16 protein-coding genes are annotated in these 18,723 nt (G+C 66.2%); 8 read left to right on the top strand and 8 right to left on the bottom strand.

Features of this window, described 5'->3' with window-relative positions; all coding sequences use genetic code 11:
• Positions 1-272: 272 nt before the first annotated feature.
• The 3 genes from capB (at position 273) to AN401_RS10755 (ending at position 5,171) form a co-directional block, all read left to right on the top strand.
• Positions 273-2,012: a caprolactamase subunit beta gene (capB, locus tag AN401_RS10765; RefSeq protein WP_096779343.1), complete on the top strand. Its 1,740-nt coding sequence runs from the start codon at positions 273-275 to the stop codon at positions 2,010-2,012.
• A 27-nt stretch (positions 2,013-2,039) separates the two neighbouring features.
• The gene (capA, locus tag AN401_RS10760) at positions 2,040-4,121 is read left to right on the top strand and encodes a caprolactamase subunit alpha (protein ID WP_096779342.1); all 2,082 of its coding nucleotides are present in this window, start codon (positions 2,040-2,042) and stop codon (positions 4,119-4,121) included.
• A gap of 108 nt (positions 4,122-4,229) precedes the next feature.
• Complete coding sequence (locus AN401_RS10755; protein WP_096779341.1) at positions 4,230-5,171, top strand: helix-turn-helix domain-containing protein; 942 nt, start codon at positions 4,230-4,232, stop codon at positions 5,169-5,171.
• 94 nt (positions 5,172-5,265) lie between these two features.
• On the opposite strand, the gene AN401_RS10750 is transcribed toward AN401_RS10755, so the two are convergent.
• From AN401_RS10750 to AN401_RS10735, 4 genes are all read right to left on the bottom strand, one after another.
• Positions 5,266-5,826, bottom strand: coding sequence for a YbhB/YbcL family Raf kinase inhibitor-like protein (locus AN401_RS10750; RefSeq protein ID WP_096779340.1), 561 nt, complete (start codon positions 5,824-5,826; stop codon positions 5,266-5,268).
• A gap of 81 nt (positions 5,827-5,907) precedes the next feature.
• Positions 5,908-6,723, bottom strand: coding sequence for a helix-turn-helix transcriptional regulator (locus tag AN401_RS10745; protein ID WP_096779339.1), 816 nt, complete (start codon positions 6,721-6,723; stop codon positions 5,908-5,910).
• Position 6,724: 1 nt separating this feature from the next.
• Complete coding sequence (locus AN401_RS10740; RefSeq protein WP_096779338.1) at positions 6,725-7,750, bottom strand: DUF2157 domain-containing protein; 1,026 nt, start codon at positions 7,748-7,750, stop codon at positions 6,725-6,727.
• Between the two features lie 3 nt (positions 7,751-7,753).
• Complete coding sequence (locus AN401_RS10735) at positions 7,754-8,722, bottom strand: LysR family transcriptional regulator (RefSeq protein ID WP_096779337.1); 969 nt, start codon at positions 8,720-8,722, stop codon at positions 7,754-7,756.
• A 204-nt stretch (positions 8,723-8,926) separates the two neighbouring features.
• On the opposite strand from AN401_RS10735, the gene AN401_RS10730 reads away from it, so the two are divergent.
• Entirely contained in the window at positions 8,927-9,859 is a 933-nt protein-coding gene (locus tag AN401_RS10730) for a sodium-dependent bicarbonate transport family permease (protein WP_096779336.1), read from the top strand.
• 129 nt (positions 9,860-9,988) lie between these two features.
• Here AN401_RS10730 and AN401_RS10725 read toward each other — a convergent pair whose 3' ends face one another.
• Positions 9,989-10,630, bottom strand: a complete 642-nt coding sequence (locus AN401_RS10725; RefSeq protein ID WP_094040763.1) for a glutathione S-transferase family protein — start codon at positions 10,628-10,630, stop codon at positions 9,989-9,991.
• Positions 10,631-10,745: 115 nt separating this feature from the next.
• Here AN401_RS10725 and AN401_RS10720 point away from each other — a divergent pair, with 115 nt between their 5' ends.
• Complete coding sequence (locus AN401_RS10720; RefSeq protein WP_096779335.1) at positions 10,746-11,330, top strand: TetR/AcrR family transcriptional regulator; 585 nt, start codon at positions 10,746-10,748, stop codon at positions 11,328-11,330.
• Between the two features lie 39 nt (positions 11,331-11,369).
• Here the strand turns inward: AN401_RS10720 and AN401_RS10715 are convergent, their stop codons facing one another.
• The 3 genes from AN401_RS10715 to AN401_RS10705 are packed head-to-tail and all read right to left on the bottom strand — an operon-like array spanning position 11,370 to position 15,977.
• On the bottom strand, positions 11,370-13,631 hold the full coding sequence (locus AN401_RS10715) for a putative bifunctional diguanylate cyclase/phosphodiesterase (RefSeq protein WP_096779334.1): 2,262 nt from the start codon (positions 13,629-13,631) through the stop codon (positions 11,370-11,372).
• Positions 13,632-13,646: 15 nt separating this feature from the next.
• On the bottom strand, positions 13,647-15,161 hold the full coding sequence (locus tag AN401_RS10710; RefSeq protein ID WP_096779333.1) for a sensor histidine kinase: 1,515 nt from the start codon (positions 15,159-15,161) through the stop codon (positions 13,647-13,649).
• A 9-nt stretch (positions 15,162-15,170) separates the two neighbouring features.
• Positions 15,171-15,977 carry a substrate-binding periplasmic protein gene (locus AN401_RS10705; RefSeq protein WP_096779332.1) on the bottom strand — a complete coding sequence of 269 codons (807 nt, stop codon included), beginning with the start codon at positions 15,975-15,977 and terminating at the stop codon, positions 15,171-15,173.
• Positions 15,978-16,202: 225 nt separating this feature from the next.
• Here AN401_RS10705 and purE point away from each other — a divergent pair, with 225 nt between their 5' ends.
• From purE to AN401_RS10690, 3 genes are all read left to right on the top strand, one after another.
• A complete protein-coding gene (purE, locus tag AN401_RS10700; RefSeq protein WP_094040768.1) occupies positions 16,203-16,697 on the top strand; it encodes a 5-(carboxyamino)imidazole ribonucleotide mutase in 495 nt (164 codons plus the stop codon).
• Positions 16,694-17,761 (top strand): 5-(carboxyamino)imidazole ribonucleotide synthase, encoded by a 1,068-nt coding sequence (gene purK / locus AN401_RS10695; RefSeq protein ID WP_096779331.1) that lies wholly within the window; start codon positions 16,694-16,696, stop codon positions 17,759-17,761. Before purE ends, purK begins: the two co-directional genes overlap by 4 nt.
• 268 nt (positions 17,762-18,029) lie before the next feature.
• Positions 18,030-18,611 carry a DJ-1/PfpI family protein gene (locus AN401_RS10690; protein WP_094040770.1) on the top strand — a complete coding sequence of 194 codons (582 nt, stop codon included), beginning with the start codon at positions 18,030-18,032 and terminating at the stop codon, positions 18,609-18,611.
• Positions 18,612-18,723: the final 112 nt, after the last annotated feature.

Raw genomic sequence — 18,723 nt, 5'->3', positions numbered from 1 at the left:
TTCGCGAGCATGACGGTGTTGAAGTCACTCCTGCTTTCTGTCCGTCACTCCCGCGTTCCCTTCCGTCGAAGGCGGGAGTCCAGTGAACCCGGCTCCCGGCTATCCGGCCCTGGGTTCCCGAACCCGGCCGCAACGGGTGCGCCCAGGGTCAAAAGCCGGTGCGCCCAGCGTCAATTCGGGCGGGCGGCGTCACTTTTATACTGGCGGCGAAAACGAGTGGTAACAGCTTGTTAACGACCCTGTTCAGCCAGTCATAAAACGGAAGGTAGACGATGGCCACACATGTAGACCCAATCACCCTGGCGGTGGTGCGCGGAGCGCTCGAAACCACCCAGCGGGAAATGACCCTCACCCTGGAAAAGACCGGCCGCTCCAGCGTGTTCAACCTGGCCCACGATTACAGCAACGCCCTGTTCGACCATTTCCCCGAGATGATCCTCCAGGGCCAGGACATCCCCATCCACCTGGGCTCGCTGATCCCGGCCATGAAGGCGGTGGCCGGGCACTTCGGCGACGACATCCACGAAGGGGACGTCATCTATCACAACGATCCGGCCTACAAGGGCAGCCACATCCTCGACTGCTGCATGTACAAGCCGGTGTTCTACCGGGGCGAGCTGGTGTTCTGGACGGTGTGCAAGGGCCACCTTACCGACATCGGCGGCCCGGTGCCCGCCGGCTACAACCCGGATGCCAAGGAAATTTACGCCGAAGGCCTGCGTATTCCGCCGGTGAAGCTGTGGGAGAAGGGCAAGCGCCGGGACGACGTGATCAACCTGCTGCTCACCAACATGCGTGCCCGCCGGGATCAGGAAGGGGACATCAACGCCCAGTTCGGCGCCTGCCGGGTGGGGGAGCGCAACCTGCTGGCCCTGCTCGACAAGTACGGCGTGAACACGGTGCGGGCCTGCATTGCCGAGCTGAAAGACATGGCCGACCGCCAGATGCGCGCCCTGATCCGCGCGGTGCCGGACGGCGTCTACCGGGGCTGTGCCGTGCTGGAAGACGCCGGCCACGGCTTTGGCGAAATGGCGATCACCAGCACCATCACGGTGAGCGGCGACCGGCTGCACATCGAGGTGCAGAGTCCGCCCCAGATCCCCTATTTCATCAACTCCTACGAGGGCAACTCGCTCTCCGGCGTCTACCTGGGGCTGATGATGTTCGCCCAGCTGCCGCCGCCCTACAACGAGGGCCTGTACCGCTGCGTGACCGTGGATCTGGGGCCCAGGGGCACCTTGTGCAACGCGGTGGAGCCGGCGCCCCACGTGAACTGCACCACCACCCCGATGGAAACCCTGACCGACGCGGTGCGCATGGCCCTGGAGCAGGCCGCGCCCGAGCGGGTGACCGCCTCCTGGGGCCATGCCAGCGGCATCAACATCGCCGGCATCGACCCGCGCAGCGGCGAGCAGTACGTGACCATGGTGCTGGCTTCCATCATCTCCGGCGCCGGCGCCACCCAGGTGATGGACGGCTGGCACGCGGTGGGGCCCCTGTGCTGCTTCGGCGCGCTCAGCTCCGGCGACATCGAACTGCTGGAGTACTCCTACCCCATCATCATCCACCGCTATGGCCTGGTGCCCGACAGCGGCGGCGCCGGCAAGTACCGGGGCGGCTCGGGCACCGCCTGGGAAGTGGAGCCCAGGGAGCACGAGATGCAGGTGATCGCCTTCGGCGAGGGCCGCCAGATCCCCACCATGGGCGCGGCGGGCGCCGAGAACCGGCTGCTGGAGCCCAAGCTCGGCAAGCTGGTGGTGACCCGGCCCGACGGCCGGCAGGTGCACAGACACAACACCATGCTCACCATCAAGCCCGGCGAGCGGATCACCAACATCAACCCCGGCGGCGGCGGTTATGGCCCGGCCTTCGAGCGGGATCCCAGGGCGGTGCTGGAAGACGTGCGCAACGGCCTGGTGTCGCGGGAGGCGGCCGAGCTGGAATACGGCGTGGCGCTCAACCCCGACGGCCTGAGCGTGAACTGGGCCCGCACCGAGCGCCTGCGCGGCTGAACTCATCAACTGGTAAGGAAACTGATTATGCGTAGCAAATATCGTCTGGGCGTGGATGCCGGCGGCACTTTCACCGATTTCGTACTGGCCGAGAACGACGGCAGCATCCGGGTATTCAAGAGCCCGTCCACCCCCGAGGACGGCACCATCGCCATCCGCCACGGCCTGGGCCAGATTGCCGAGGCGCTGAACAAGCCGGTGAGCCAGATAGTGCAGGAATGCGATCTGTGCATCAACGGTACCACGGTGGCGCTCAACGCCCTGATCGAGAAAAAGGGCGTCAAGGTGGGCCTGCTGTGCAGCAGCGGCCACGAAGACAGCATCGAGATCCGCCTGGGCCACAAGGAGGAGGGCTACCGCTACGAGGCCGATTTTCCGCCGGCCCACATGATAGTGCCGCGCCACCTGCGCCGGGGCATAGGCGGCCGCTTCCTGGCCGACGGCACCGAGCACAGCCCCCTCGACGAGCAGCAGATCCGCGAGGCCCTGGCCTACTTCAGGGAGCAGGAAGTGGAGAGCGTGGCCATCTCCTTCCTGTGGTCGGTGCGCAACCCGGCCCATGAGCGCCGCGCCAGGGAGCTGGTGCAAGCGCTGCTGCCCGGGGTCTTCGTGTGCACCGGCAGCGAGGTGTATCCGCAGATCCGTGAATACACCCGCACCTCCACCACCATCGTCAACGCCTACCTGAGCCCGGTGATGCGTCGCTACGTGGAGCGCATCGACGACTACTTCAGGGGCCTGGGTGCCCGTTACCCGGTGCGCTACTTCCAGTCCAACGGCGGACTGGCCATCGGCGAGGCCATGCAGGGGCGGGCGGTGAACGCCATCAACTCGGGCCCGGCCTCGGCGCCCCAGGCCGGGCTTTACGTGGCGCGGCCCTTCGGCATCGACAACGTGATCACCGTGGACATGGGCGGCACCTCCTTCGACATCACCCTCACCAAGGACAGCCACACCAACCTGAGCAAGGACATCGACTTTTTGCGCTACCGCATCGGCGTGCCCATGATCCAGGTGGAAACCCTGGGCGCCGGCGGCGGCTCCATCTGCCGGGTGGACGAATACGGCATGCTGCAGGTGGGTCCGGAGAGCGCCGGCGCCACGCCCGGGCCGGTGTGCTACGGCAAGGGCGGCACCCGCCCCACCGTGACCGACGCCAACCTGGTGCTGGGCTACCTGAACCCGGACGCCGTGCTGGGCGGCACCATCCGCCTGAACCGGGACGCGGCCTGGCAGGCGGTGAAAAAGCACGTGGCCGAGCCGCTCGGCATCAGCGTGGAAAAGGCGGCCTACGGCATCAGCACCATCGTCAACCTCAACATGGTCAACGGCATCCGCCGGGTGTCCATCGAGCGGGGCTATGATCCGCGCGACTTCGCCCTGGTGTGCGCCGGCGGGGCGGCGGGCATGCACATTACCGCCCTGGCCGAGGAAATCGGCAGCCGCACCGTGCTGGTGCCCAAGGTGGCCTCGGTGTTCTGCGCCTTCGGCCAGATCATCTCGGACGTGCGCTACAACTACCTGGCCTCGGAGCCCATGCCCATCCACCGGCAGGCGGACTTGTCCAGCCTCAACGCCCGCTTCCATGAGCTGGAGCGCCAGGGCACCGAGCACCTGCTGGCCGACGGCTTCCAGTTGGGTGACATCGGCCTCGGCCGCAGCGTGGAAATGCGCTACCAGGGCCAGATCCACGAATGCCCGGTGGAGATCCCCGGCGGCGAGATCACCCCGGAAACGGTGGACGCCATGCTGGCCGCCTTCCACCGCCGCCACGAGGAGCTGTACACCTACAGCGAGCCCGACAACCCGGTGGAGCTGGTGAACATCGAGTCCACCCTCACCGGCCGGGTGAGCAAGCCGCCGGTGCAGCATCGCACCCCCGTGGGCAAGACCCTGGCCGACGCCCTGACCGGCCACAGGCCCATGCTGTTCGACGCCGACGGCCACTGGGTGGAAACCGGCGTGTACAGCGGCGAGCGGCTGGACGTGGGGCTGGAAATCGTGGGCCCGGCGGTGGTGGAAGAGCCCACCACCAACATAGTGGTACGCCCGGGCTGGTGCCTGGTGCTGGAGCCCAACAACTGCTACCGGCTGACCCGGCTGAAGTAAGGTCACAACTTAATCACCTGTCCCTTGTGATTGCCGCCGGCCCGGGTTTACCATGGCCCGGCGGTTTTTTGACCGGATCAGACGCAATGGATTTGCGAAGGAGCGAGCATGCATTCATGCCATCAGACCAGCCTGCTGCCGGTGCAGGAGCGGCAGGACTACTGGCGCGGGGTGATCGGAAGCACCTATTTCGACCTGGCCCTGCACTTTACCGAACAGCAGCGCTTTTACGGCCAGCTGTGGCGCTGGGACGTGGCGCCCTTCGGCATCTCCTTTCTCAGCACCTCGCCCACCTGCTACCGCCGCCTCAAACAGCACATCAACCGGCACGAAGACCACCACTTCCTGATCACCCTTCCCGAGCGCCACGAGGTGCACTTCAGCCAGGAGCGGCGCAGCGTGCGTTGCCGGCCCGGCGGCTTTATCCTGGAGCGCAGCGACAAGCCCTACGAATTCGAATACGGCCAGGACAACAGCCTGTGGGTGGTGCGGGTGCCCGGCTCGTTGCTGCGCGCCCGGCTGCGCCTGCCCGAGCGCTACCTGTTCAGCGAGTTCGACCGTAGCCAGGGACTGGGGGCGGTGTTTTTCGATTATTTTCGCAGCATCACCAACCAGGTGGCCTGCCTGGACGACCGCCAGGCGGCGCTATTGATGCGCCAGCTGATCGAGCTGTTCGCCCTGGCGGTGGAAGGGGACCCGCGCGCCATCGCCAGCGACGACAGCGGCCTGCGCCAGGTGCACCTGCAGCGGGTGGAGCAGTACATTCGCGAGCATATCCGCGAGCCCGGCCTCAACCCCGAGCAGGTGGCCGCCGCCTGCGGCATTTCCACCCGCTATCTGCACAAGCTGTTCCAGGGCCAGGAATTCAGCGTCGGCCAGTGGATCCGCGAACTGCGCCTGCAGGGCGCCGAGGCCGACATCCGCCGCGGCGGCTCCGGCCGCACCCTGGCCGATATCGCCTATAAATGGGGCTTCAACGACCAGGCCCACTTCTGCCGCAGCTTCAAGACCCGGTTCGGCATCACCCCCAAGGCCGCGCGGCGGGGGTGAGGAGGGGCGTCACGCTCAGGTAGTGATGAGCCGAATGGATTACCTAATCGGCTCAGCCCGGCCGTTCTGCGCGGGCCGGTGCGGGCGTGCTGGGTCAGTCGCGCCGGTATAACGCCTCTATGGTGCTGGAGCCCAGCGAGTGCGCCTGCACCATATAACCCACCAGGGCCCCGGAGGGATTGTCGGGCAAGTCCAGCGGTTGCGACAGGGCATGCAGGGTAAACTGGTAGCGATGGGTGCCATGCCCCTGGGGCGGGCAGGCACCGCCGAAGCCCGGGCTGCCGTAGTCGTTGGCAGTCTGGAGGCTGCCGGCGGGGGCCAGCTGTTTGCCCGGGTCGCCGGCGCCGGCCGGGAGGGAGCGCACGTCCACGGGGATATTCACCAGTTGCCAGTGCCACCAGCCGCTGCCGGTCGGGGCGTCCGGATCATAGGCCAGGATGGCGAAGGCGCGGGTGCCTTGCGGGGCACCGGACCAGGAAAGCTGGGGCGACAGGTTGCCGCCCGTGCAGCCGAAGCCCTGAAATTCCTGGGCGCTGGCCATGAATTCACCGGGCGCGATGTCGGTGCTGGTCAGCGTGAATTCCCCGGCCAGGGCCGGGCCGCAAGCCAGTGCGGCCAGCACCGCCAGGGAACATTTTTTTGCGTGAGTGAGCATAAGAGCCTCCTGAAAACACCTTGGTTTGAGAGGCCGATCATAGGGGGGCATCCGGGCCCGGGTTAGCACCCAATCCTTCATTCATTCGCCCGTTTCAATCATTCTGGTTTTTCTGAGCTCGGTCGGCGTAAGGCCGAACAGCGACTTGAACTTGTCGGTAAAGCGAGACTGGGAATGATAGCCGCATTGCTCGGCAATCAGCCCGATGGGGCTGGCGGTGGTCTGCACCAAATGCAGCCCGTGGCCCAGTTTCACCCTGTCCTTGATGGCCTGCAGGCTGGTTCCCTCATGGGCCAGCTTCCGGCGCAGGGTGGATTCACTCATCGCCAGTGCAGCAGACACAAACGGCATGCCCACCTCTTCCGCCATCCGGCTGCCGATAAGGCACTGGACCCGGTACCCGAGGCTGGGCGGCGCGGCCAGGGCGGCCACTTCCCAGTGGCCCAGGTGGTGAAGGGTGTGCAGGATTTCCCGGCGCCTCAGCCCCCACAGCTCGGGCGGGGCATAGGCCGACCATTCGATCAACTGCCTGAGCGCATCTGTCAGCAAGGGCTGGAGGGGGCCCTGGAGGTGCGTCCGGGCGCTGGCCCGGCGGCCGGTGAAGCCATCGAAGTCTTCCTGCTCGAATGCCAGCAGCAGGGCGAAATATTCCGCTCCGGCCGGAATGTTGCGCATGTCGATGCCGGGGCGGTTGGATAAAAAGACAAAGCTGCCCGCCGGGCAATGGGTCGCGCCCTGGCTGCCCAGCTGTTTGTGGCCGTTGAGCACACAAACCAGCAAGGGTTTGTTCACCGGCACATTGAGGATGTGCTGCTCCTGGCCGGACGAATACACCGAAAAGGGCAACGGAGAGTGCGCCTTTACGATGCGCTTTGCCGACGTGATCAATGCCTGCATACTACTCCCTTCTCGCCAGCAGTTCGCGCAGCGCGGCGGGCAACTGCCGTTGCAGGCGCTCGGTCAGTTGCTGCTGGTGGCGCTGCCAGAGGATGCCGAGGCCCATCACGGCCAGGCCGATGGCGGTGAGGGCGAGGGGAAACAGCAGGCTGTCCTCGAACACCTCCCAGGCCAGCCAGCCCAGGTACCAGGCCAGGCCCAGGCCGCCCAGGGCGACGAATACCCGCCGGGCCAGCAGGGTGCCGGTGGCTATCATCAGCAGGTTGACCAGTAAAAACAGCAGTCGCTCGCCGCCGCCGTTGTCGGTCAGCAGGCAGAGCCCGCCCCAGAAGGTAATGGCGCCGAACAGATAAAGCCAGAAGGCGAAGTCCCGCCGGCTGCGGTTGCGGATGTCCACCCAAAAGGCCAGCAGCACCATCAATAACCCGAACCAGAGCGACACCCACTGGCGAAATTCCCAGCTGGCGACATCCCGGCCGCTCAGCCACAGGCTCAGGTCCATGCTCATATACCAGAGGGTGGCGGCCAGGGGCAGCAGCAGAAAGGGCTGGCGATAGCGCCACAGCATCAGGGCGCCCACCGCCAGGGTGGCCAGCTCCAGGCTCAGCCAGCGGCCGTGGATGAGGCGGTGGTACTGACGGTAGTCCAGCGCCGGATCCCACCAGCCCAGGGCAACTTGCAGGCCGTACAGGGTGAGGGGTGTCAGGCAGATCACCAAGGCGGCGAGAATGCCGCTCGGCACCCACAGCCGCCGGCGCTGCAGCCCTTCGGCCAGGGCCAGGGCGGGCAGGGCATAGAGCACGCCCAGACCCGCCAGGGCCCAGCCGCCGTACTGCTGCCAGCCCAGGGTCATAAAGAGGGTCATGGCGCCGATGGCGATGAGGCCGCCCAGGTAATAGAGGAGATGGGCGAAGCGAAAGCCGGCGGGGGCGTCCTGCTCGAGGAACTGCCACAGGGGCGCCACCTGCTCCGCGTGCAGCAGGCCCCGGCGGGCCGCCTGCTCCAGTTGTTGGCGATCTATCTTCATGGCTCAGGCTCCCTTGCCCGGGGGGTGGAGATGGGCCAGCAGCCTGGCCAGGTCATTGTGGATATAGCGGCTGTCGATGCAGCTTGCCAGGTTGTCGTTGATAAAGCGGACAAAATTCGCCGCCGGGTAGGGCAGGCGGCGGTTGTTGTGGCACACCAGGTACCAGTGGCTGGTGAGCGGGAACTCGGGCAGCGCCGGGCGGCCCAGGCGGTGTTCGCCTTCCGCCAGGGTATGCTCCGACAGCACCGCCAGCCCCAGGCCCTGCTCCACGCTCATGCGCACCACCTCGTTGCTCTCTATCTGCATCACCCGCTTCAGCTGCAGGTTGTGGTTGCGCAGCCATTCCTCGAACACCAGCCGGGTGGCGCTGCCCGGCTCGCGCAGCAGAAAGCGCTCGCCCAGCAGGGCGGAAAAGTCCGTCGGTGGCGTCTGCACCGCCCAGTGGTCCGGCGGGGTGATCAGCACCAGCGGGTTGCGGATAAAGCGGCCGCTCAGGGTGTGCTCGCCGGCGGGCGGATGGCTGAACAGGTACAGGTCGTCCTGCTGGTGGCGGTGGCGCTCCAGGATGTAGCCCCGGTTGCCCACGCTGATGGACACCTCCACCTCGGGAAAGCGGCGGTTAAAGGGCCCGAGCAGGCGCGGCAGTATGTATTTGGCGGTGGTCACCACCCCGATGCTGAAGCCGCCGCGGGTGCCCTGGCGGGCGTCCTGCAAAAAGCCGTTGAAGTCGTCGAAGCGGGAGAGGGCGTCGAGGGCGGCGTGGTAGAGCTCGGTGCCCACGGCGGTGGGGCGGATGCGTCCTTCCTGGCTGTCGAGCAGGGGCTCGCCCACCGCCTCGGCCAGGCGCTTGAGCTGCTGGGACACGGTGGGCTGGGTCAGGTGCAGCTGGGCGGCGGCGCGGGACACCGAGCCCAGCCGCACCACGGCCACGTACACCTGCAGCAGGCGAAAGGTCAGGTGGCGTATGTTCATAGATGATTATCTATATCCACTGTTATTAACATTTATTGGTAACTATAGCGCCGGCGCCGCACAATGTCCGCATCTGTCAAGCAAGGCTTCGCCCGACTCCTTATCACGCCGGTGACCCTTTTCTTCCCGTTGATGCCCCGGGCCGCAACGGCGGGCCCGGCCGTGTCCGGAAATGGGCGGGCCACATCATCAAGAGAGGATCTGATGCCGGATATTGTAGTGGCGTTTTTTGCGCTGGGAGTGGTGGCGGGGCTGGCCCGCTCGGATTTGAAAGTGCCCAAGGCGGCCTACGACACCCTCAGCATACTGCTGATGCTCACCATCGGCTTCAAGGGCGGACTGGCGCTGCACGGCAACCTGCACTGGCGGCTGCTGCCCGAGCTGCTGGCGGTGGCCGCCCTGGGCGTGCTGATCCCGCTGCTGTGCTACCCGGTGGCGCGCAAGCTGCTCAGGCTGAACAGCGCCAACAGCGCCAGCATCGCCGCCCACTACGGCTCGGTCAGCGCCGGTACCTTCGCGGTGGCCCTGGCCTACGCCCAGAGCCTGCAACTGGAGATAGCCCCGCAAACCACCCTCTACCTGGTGTTGCTGGAGCTGCCGGCCATCATCGTCGCCATCTACCTGTACAAGACCCTGTCGGGGCAGGATACCGGCAGCAAGGCGGCGGTGTGGCATGAGGCGCTTACCAGCCGGGGCGTGGTGCTGCTCACCGGCGGGGTATTGATCGGCTACTTCTACGGCCCGGAGCAGTCGGCGCCGGTGAGCGACCTCTTTATCACCGCCTTCAAGGGCCTGCTGGCGCTGTTCCTGCTCGAGATGGGGCTGTGCACCGCCCAGGCGCTCACCCCGGTGCCCTGGCGGCGCTGGCCGGTGATGCTGTTTGCCGTGCTCGCCCCCCTGGTGCTGGCCGGCATCGGCATGGGCGCGGCCTGGCTGCTGGGGCTGCCGGCGGGCTCGGCACTGATCCTGGTGACCCTGGTGGCCAGCGCCTCCTACATCGCGGCCCCGGCCGCCATCGGCGCCGCCATCAAGGAGGCGGACATCGGCCTGGCCATGCTGGCGGCGCTGGCGGTGACCTTTCCCTTCAACGTGGTGGTGGGCATACCGCTCTATGCCCGCCTGCTGGCGGTGGGCTGAGCCGACGTGGCCCTGTCCGGTGCGCTCGCCAGGACCGCGGTAGCGGATGGTGGCCGTGCGCACCCTGCGTCGGCCACCGTGCCCGGCGCCCCGGGCGGGATCTGCCGCCGCTCCGGGTGGGAGAAGGAGTCACTTGGTGTTCAACACCCGCTGCCCGGAAGGCCGTGCCCGCATCCGTTCCAGGTAGTGTTTCAAGGCGCCTGAACCGATCAGCTCGCTGCCGATGGGCAGGTTGGCGACATAGTCCAGAATGGGGGTCAGCAGTGCGTCCGCCAGCGTGTAGCGCGGGCCGCAGATAAAGGGGTGCTCCCCCAGCAGCGTGCCGAGCCGCCGCAGGGCCGCCCGCGCCGCCGGCAGTTTTTCCTCGACCAGATCCCGCCTCACCCTGCCGTCGGGGCCCTTGGGAAAGGCAAACTCCAGCACGATTTCCCGCAGCAGCGCCTGGTCGATGTAGAGCGCGATTTCTCCGCAACGCTCGTCCACCCGTGCCCGCGCCATGGGATCGGCGGGTTGCAGGGCAGGCCCGGCGAAGCGGGCATCGAGATAGCGGCAGATGGTGTTGGTTTCAAACAGCGTCTGGCCTTCGTGAAACAGCACGGGCACCTTGCCATAGGGATGAAGCGCCAGGTGCTCGGGGCTCCTGAAGCCGATCTCCGTGCCCTCGGGGGCCATGCCGCAGCGGTAGGCAATGCCTTTTTCCTCGCAGCAGAGCATGATCGAACGGGCAAAGCTGCTGAATGTCGGCGCGAAAATGTAGACGGGGTTTTCCATAAGCCTGCTCCATGGGGTGATGAGACAGGCACAGTCTGCGGCTTGCCCAAAATATGTTAAAGAACATATTCTGATGCGGTAGCATGCTGCCACCCAGCCCGACAGGAGTAATGATATGCCCTGGCCCAATGACCGCCGTGCCGAAAGCCGTGACCGGATCCTGCTCAGTGCCGAGCGGCTGTTCACCGAAAAGGGGTTCGATCAGGTCAGCATCGACCAGGTGATGCAGGAGGCGGGCATGACCCGCGGCGCCTTTTACAGCCATTTCGATTCCAAGCGGGAGCTTTATGCCGAGGCGATAATTTCGGCCGCCCGGCGCATGGCCCGCCACCACCCGCCGAAGGTGGACGACCTGATCCGTCGTTACCTGAGCCCGGAGCACCTCGCCCAGGAGAGCGGGAGCTGCCCGCTGGCCTTTCTGGTGTCCGATATCGGCCAGCGGGACCAACAGGTGCGCGAAAGTTATACCCGCATCTTCACCGCTCTGGCCTCCCGCGTCTCCGCCCGGCCGGACGCGGCGCCCGATGCCGCGGCGCTGAGAGCGGTGGTGATGATGATAGGGGGCGTGGCGGTGGCCAGGGCCCTGAGTGATCCCGCCCTGGCCACGCAGGTGCTGGAAGCCTGTTGCCAGGCTGCGCTGGACGAGCGTGCCGGCGCCGTTTTGCCGGCGGAACCCCAGCACCGATCTTGCGTGGAATAGGGCGGTCCCGGCCGGCCCCGCAGGTCCATCGGCTTGGCGTTACCCGGCCGGACCGCTCAGGCGGTGGCCCGGGGATTCACCCTGCTCCCGCAGCAGCAGGGCGATATGCTCGGGGTGGGTGGGCTTCTGGTAGAGGTAGCCCTGGGCTTCGTCGCAGCCCAGCTGCCTGAGCAGGTCGTTTTCCCGGGGGTGTTCCACCCCCTCGGCAATCACCCCGAGGCGGAGCAACTGGCCCATCTTCACCATCAGCTCCACCAGCCCCAGATCCTGCTCGCTCTCGGTCATGTGGCCGATGAAACTGCGGTCTATCTTCAGCCGGTCTATCGGCAGCTCCTGCAGGTATTTCATGGAGGAATAGCCGGTGCCGAAGTCGTCCATGGCCACCTGCACGCCCCGGGCGCGCACGGCCTGCAGGGTGGCAATCAGGGCCTGGTGGTCTTCCATCATCGTGGACTCGGTGATCTCCAGTTCCAGCAGGCCCGGCGTCATGCCGGTCTGGCCGATGATCCGGTCGAGGCTGTCGATAAAGCCCGGATCCTTGAGCTGGCGCACCGACACGTTCACCGCCATGCGCAGGGCCTGGCCGGTGTCCCGCTGCCAGGCCCGCTGCTGGCGGCAGGCCTGCTCCAGCACCCAGGCGCCGATGGGCACTATGCTGCCGGAGCTTTCCGCCACCGGGATAAAGGTGTCGGGCGGGATCAGGCGATCCTCGTTATGCCAGCGCAGCAGCGCCTCGGCGCCGATGATGCGCCCGCTGCTCAGGCAGATCTGGGGCTGGTAGCTCAGGCTCAGCTCGTTGCGCTCCAGGGCGTAACGCAGCCGGGTGGCGATCTGCAGCCGCTGGTGCAGGGCCTGCTCCAGGGTTTCGCCGAAGATGGCCAGGGCCCCGCGGTGATCGGCCTTGCACTTCTTGAGGGCGATGCCGGCATTCTGCAGCAGGGTCTTGGCGCTGCTGCCATGCTGCGGGTACATGGCCGCCCCCAGGGTCAGGGAGGCGGGAATGTCGTAGCCCTGCAGCCTGAAGCCCTGCCGGAGGGAGTCGTTCAGGCGCTGGCTGATGGCCGTCATCTCCTCGGGCCGGCATGCCGGCAGTATCAGGCCGAAGGTATCGGAAGAGAGCCGGCCCAGGGAGCTGCGGCTGCCGAAGATGGCTTCCAGGTGGCGGGCCATGCGGATCAGGGTCAGGTCGCCCACCTGGTGGCCCAGGCCGTCGTTGACCGCCTGGAAGTTGTCGATGTCGGCCAGCAGCACCACAAAGTCCTGCCCCAGGGTGATCTGCTTGCCCAGGGCATACATAAAACCGGTGCGGTTAAGCACGCCGGTCAGGTGATCGTTGAACGCCAGATCCTCGATTTTTTCGAACAGACTGGCATTGTCGTACCCCACCGACACATAAAGCCCGAACAGCTGCAGCAGGTGGCGCAGGGCGTCGTCGGGTTCGGTGGCGGTGGGCACCGCAAACACCAGCTCATCGCCCTGGGGGGTGTGGATGTAGAGGGTGGCGAGGCGGGGGGAAAACTGCGGCTGGCGCCGGACGAAGGCCTGCTCCACCAGCCTGCACAGTGGCGCATCGTCCAGGGCGTCCAGGGCTTGTCCGCTGTGCCGGGCCCAGGGGCCCGTTGCCACCTCTATCATCAGGCGGCTCGGCTCTTGCTCCGCCCGCCGGCACAGCAGCCCCTGGGCCCCGCTGTGCAGCAGCCGGCCGAGCTGCTGCAGGACGCTGGCTGAAAACCGGCCCGTCTGCCGGGCACCGAACAGCTCGGCCGCGCCCTGGATGATGTGCTCCAGCCCCTGGCGGTGGGCGTCGAGCTGTTCCTGCTGGTGATAGCCGCGCAGGGCGGTGGTCACGGCGGTGATCAGGTGGGTACTGGTCAGTTCGTTCTTTTGCTTGTAGTCGTTGATGTCGTAGTCGCGCACTATCTTCAGCTCGGGAGCGTAACCGGGCTGGCCGGTGCGCAGTATGATGCGGCTGCCGCGTTCGCCGAGCTCTTCCCGGATAAAGCCGATAAGCTCGAGCCCGGCCTGCTCCGACTCCATCACCACGTCGAGCAGGATGCAGGCGAAGCGGGGCTGGTGTCGCAGTATCTCGCGGGCTTGTCGGGCCGAGTAGGCGCTGGTAAAGGCCAGTGGCCGGCCCAGCACTTCAAGCCCCGACAGGGCAAAGCGGGTGGCGGCATGCACCTGCTGCTCGTCGTCGACGATCAAAATGCGCCAGGGCGCCGGCGAAGGGGCATGCCCGGCTCCGGTATCCGGCTCCTCCGGAGCAAATTCAAAGATGTCGTGGTCCTGTCCTGGTGGCATCCTGGTCTTGTCCCGTTAATGTTCCTGCTGCAGGTGTTGTGGAATGGTAAAGCGCAGCGTGGTTCCGGTTGGCAAAGCGCGCTCCAGAACCACGGAGCCCTTGAGCACGTTTTTTACCAGATTGAATACGATATGCAGGCCGAGGCCGGAGCCCCCCTGTCCCATCTTGGTGGTGTAGAAGGGGTCGAATGCCTTGCCGAGGCTCACCGGGTCCATGCCCTGGCCGTCATCGGTGACCGAAACGGCGACCTGGTCGCCTTCCTGGCGGGCGTCTATCCGGATACGGCCGCTGTCCCGGCCCTCGAAGCCGTGCACGAGGGCATTGCCGATGGCGTTGACGATGATCTGGCCGATGGGGCCGGGGTAGCTGTCCATGACGATGCCCGGGGGCACCGTTACCTCAATATGATAGTCGGGCTTTTTGGTCCTGGGCCTGAAGGTGTACACCACTTCGTCGATCACCTCTTTCAAATCGAAGCGGCGGTGCTGCATGCTGGCCTGATCCACCGCCACCTGCTTGAAGCTGCCGATCTGGCGTATCGCCATGGCCAGGCTGGACTCGGCGATGTGCAGCCCCTCCTGCAACTCGGCCATAAAGGCGTCCAGGGCCGAGCGCTTCAGGTTGCCGGCGGCAATGGCGGCGGCCATTTCCTGCTGCTTCAGGGTCAGGGCACTGAGCACCGTCAGGCTGTTGCCGATGGGGGTGTTGATCTCGTGGGCAATGCCGGCCACCAGGCTGCCGAGGGCGGCCAGTTTTTCCGACTGGATCAACAGGTTCTGGGCATCCTTGAGGTTGGCCAACGCCTGCTCGGCCTCGTCCTTGGCTTCCGACAGGGCCTGTTCGGTACGAACTTGCAGGGCGCTGGTCCTGTTGTACTCATGGATAAGCTGGCCCAGCTCATCGTTGGACGACCAGTCGACCGGCACGCGCTGCCCGGTTGAACGGTATTGGCGCAAGGACTCGGACACCTGATGGAGCGGGCGCAGTATGGTCCAGCGGAAGATCAGGGTGGTGGCCACCACCAGGGTGGCGAACAGCAGCACCAGCAGCACCAGCAGGCCCTGGGCACTGTCGAGCAGGGTGCGTTTCAGGCTTCGATCGGTATCCAACTGGTACAGCGACACCTCGGCGATATGCCGCATCCCCTGGGGGGAGGCGTAAACAACCGGGCTGCTGAAGCGGGTATAGCCTTCGGCGGCGGCGTTGTCGCACTTGCCGAGCCGGACCGGAGGGGTCTGTACCACCACGCCGGAGCCGTGGATCAGCTCCACGCAGTGGATATCCTTTTCGTCGAGGGTGGCGCGCAGGATATTCTCGGTGACCGAGTGGGAGAGCTGCCACACCGGCTCGGCCAGCAGCCGGGCCAGGTTGTCGGTGCGGTGCCGGGTGAAGTCCCGTTCACGCTCTTTTTCCTGGCGGAGCTCATGCCAGGAAAAAAGCGCCGTCACCGCCAGCGTGACCATAAGCAGCACCGGGATCACCCGCAGCAGGAAGGCGTGGGTCAGCGAGCGGTAGCGATGGGGCGGCACGGGGTGGTCCTAGTGCGCCGACTGCCGCTGCCATTCGGCGGCGGCCCGCTCCAGGTGCTGCGCCATCTTTCCGGCCTGGGCCAGCTGCTCTATGGCGGCCGACAGCCTGGCTTTCAGGGCCTCACTGTTGCAGGCAGAGGCCTTGGAAAAGGTCAGGTACAGGGGCTGGTGGGTCACGCCCCGGGGCAGGGGACTGAGGTTGTCGATGCCCAGCATCTCGGCATAGGCCTTGCCCGGGAGGTCTTCGTAGATCAGGTAGTCGGCCCGCCCCTGGGAGACCATCATCATGCCCTGCTCCAGGCTGCCGACCTGCTCTATGTTCAGGTGTTCCCGGGCGAAGAGGTCAAACTCCTGGCCGAAGCTGTTGTAGATGACCGTCACCCCCGCCTGGGGGATCAAGTCGTGCCATTGGCTGAATTCGAAGCCGCTGTCCTTGCGGGTCCAGATGGCGGTGCGGGTGTGCGCCAGGGCGGGATGGAGATAATCCATCCATTCGCTGCGGGCCTGGGTAAGAAAGGCGCCGGCAATCATGTCCACCCGGCCGGCGGCCACTTCCTCCTGGGTGCGGCCCCAGGGACCGCTGTCGATCAGGCTGATCTCGACGCCGGCCAGCTCGGCCAGATCCTCCAGCAGATAGCCGATCGCGCCGGTCAGCCGGCCGGGCTGGGCCGAGTCCCGCCACAGGTAGGGGGGGTATTCCGCGTTGCCGCTGGCGCTGAGGCGGCGGCACTCTTGCGCATGCAGGGGCGAGGCCAGGCCGGCGGCCAGCATCAGGCCGGCGATCAGGGTGCCGATGACCCGCTTTTTCCTGCTCATCTGGTTGGTTGTCTCCGTATCGTGGCCGGGATGCCGTGCTCTGATCCGTAAGCCTAAGGGATTGGGCGGCGCAAGACAGTGATAAAACTCACGGGGGCCTGCCGTTTGCCGTTTTTTTGCTCAGGTTCGACCGTCGTTATAAGGCTGCAGCAGCCCGGTTTGGTGTTATAATCCGCGCTCCCCCGGATCCACCCCCATTCAGAACGTTGTTGAACAGGAGTAGTCATGCAAGCAAAAGTCGCCGTCATCATGGGTTCCAAGAGCGATTGGCCCACCATGCAGGGCGCTGCGGAGATCATGGACAAGCTGCAGGTCGCCTATACCGTGGAAGTGGTGTCGGCCCACCGCACCCCCGACAAGCTGATGGAATTCGGCGAGCAGGCCGTGGCCCGTGGCTATGAGGTGATCATCGCCGGTGCCGGCGGCGCCGCCCACCTGCCGGGCATGGTGGCGGCCAAGACCCGCCTGCCGGTGCTGGGCGTGCCGGTGCAGAGCAAGGCCCTGAGCGGGCTCGACAGCCTGTTGTCCATAGTGCAGATGCCCAAGGGCATCGCCGTGGGCACCCTGGCCATCGGCGCCGCCGGCGCCTTCAACGCCGGCCTGATGGCTTGCCAGATCCTGGCCAACAACGACGCCGCCCTGGCCGAACGGCTGGAGGCTTTCCGCACCGAGCAGACCGAGGCGGTGCTGAGCCAGCCGGATCCGCGGGAGGAAGCATGAGCCGTATCTGGGTTCTGGGTGCCGGCCAGCTCGGCCAGATGCTGAAGCACGCGGGCATGCCCCTCGACCTCGAAGTGTGCCCGGTGGACATCGAATCGGAAGAGACCTTTCCGCTGCAGCTGCATGAGCAGGTGACCGCCGAGCGCGAACAGTGGCCGGATACCGCCGCCACCCGCCAGCTGGCGGCGCACCCGGGTTTCGTCAACCTGAACACCTTCCCCATACTGGCGGACCGCTTCACCCAGAAGTCGCTTATCGACAAGCTGGAGCTGGCCACCGCGCCCTGGCGCCTGGTGGAAGCGGACACCACCGCCGAAGGGCTGCACCAGGCCCTGGGCGAGCGGGTGCTGCTCAAGCGCCGCACCGGCGGCTACGACGGCCGCGGCCAGCACTGGCTGCGCGAGCCGGGCCGGGACGCCATTCCCGATGACTGGCACACCCAGGCCATCGCCGAGCAGGCCATCGACTTCGACGAGGAAGTGTCCATCGTCGGCATGCGCGGCGACGACGGCCAGTGCCATTTCTATCCGCTCACCCTCAACCTGCATGTCAACGGCATCCTGCTGGGCTCGGTGTCGCCCCTGGCGCGGCTGAGCCACCTGCAGGCCGAGGCCGAGGGCATGCTGGGCAAGCTGATGAACGACCTGGACTACGTGGGCGTGATGGCCATGGAATGCTTCCGGGTCGGCGATCACCTGCTGATCAACGAGCTCGCGCCCCGGGTGCACAACAGCGGTCACTGGACCCAGGCCGGCGCCAGCGTCAGCCAGTTCGAGGCGCACCTGCGCGCCGTGGCCGGCCTGCCCCTGGTCAAGCCGCGGGTGAAGAACCTGAGCGTCATGGTCAACCTGGTGGGCACCGAGCGGGACAACGGCTGGCTGGCGGTGGACGGCGCCGAGCTGTACTGGTACGGCAAGGAAGTGCGCCCCGGCCGCAAGGTGGGCCACATCAACTTCTGCCTCGACAGCCAAGCCGAGACCCGTTCGGCCCTGGATCGGCTCGAACCCCTGCTGCCCGCCAATTACGGCCCGGTGCTGGACTGGCTGCGCAGCCAGCTCGACTGAGTCCAAAGCCCCGCTCCGGCGGGGCTTTTTGATTTGGAGGGCCGTTGAAATGGGCCCTTGCGGCTGCATAACCTTGGGGCGCGGGCGGCCCGCCCGCATGGGCGCTATGCCTGTGGTTGAGGTGTTGCCCACGGGGTCGGGTTCCCGCTGCGCGGGAAGGCAGGCGAGCCGCCTGCGCTCCAGCTTTATTTGTCACTCACTCTTCATCTCGCCTCCTGCCGGCTCTGCTAGTCTTTAGAAGGTTTTTACATCCTTCAAGGAGAGCACGATGAGCGCGAAGAACATTCTGATGCTGGTGGGCGACTATGTGGAAGACTACGAGGTGATGGTGCCCTTCCAGGCGCTGTTGATGGTGGGCCACCGGGTGGACGCGGTCTGCCCCGACAAAAAAGCGGGCGAGCAGATCCGTACCGCCATTCACGACTTCGAGGGCGATCAGACCTACAGCGAGAAGCCGGGCCACAACTTTACCCTCAACGCCAGTTTCGCCGACATCAACGAAGCGGATTACGACGCCCTGGTGGTGCCGGGCGGCCGGGCGCCGGAATACATCCGCCTCAACCCGCGGGTGCTGGAGATGGTGCGCCACTTCGGGGATGCCGGCAAGCCCATCGCCGCCATCTGTCACGGTGCCCAGCTGCTGGTGGCCGCCGGCGTGGTCGAGGGCAAGGGCTGCTCCGCCTATCCGGCGGTGGGGCCGGACATCGCCCTGGCCGGCGGCGACTGGGTGGACATCCCGGTGGATCAGGCCCATGTGGACGGCAACCTGGTCACGGCCCCGGCCTGGCCCGCCCATCCCGCCTGGCTGGCGGCCTTCCTCCAGGTGCTGGGCACCCGTATCAGCCTCTGATCCCATCCGTCTTTGTCGTTCCGGATGCCATGCGTCCGGGACGACGCTCCCGTCTTTGATCCGGCCTGCTGTTGTCCCCTTGGCGAAGTTGTTATGCTGAGTATCCACTCTA

The sequence above is a fragment of the Zobellella denitrificans genome (assembly GCF_002407485.1).
Taxonomy (GTDB): domain Bacteria; phylum Pseudomonadota; class Gammaproteobacteria; order Enterobacterales; family Aeromonadaceae; genus Oceanimonas; species Oceanimonas denitrificans.
The sequence above is the reverse complement of the archived record's forward strand: the minus strand, read 5'-3'. Positions and strand labels throughout refer to the sequence as shown.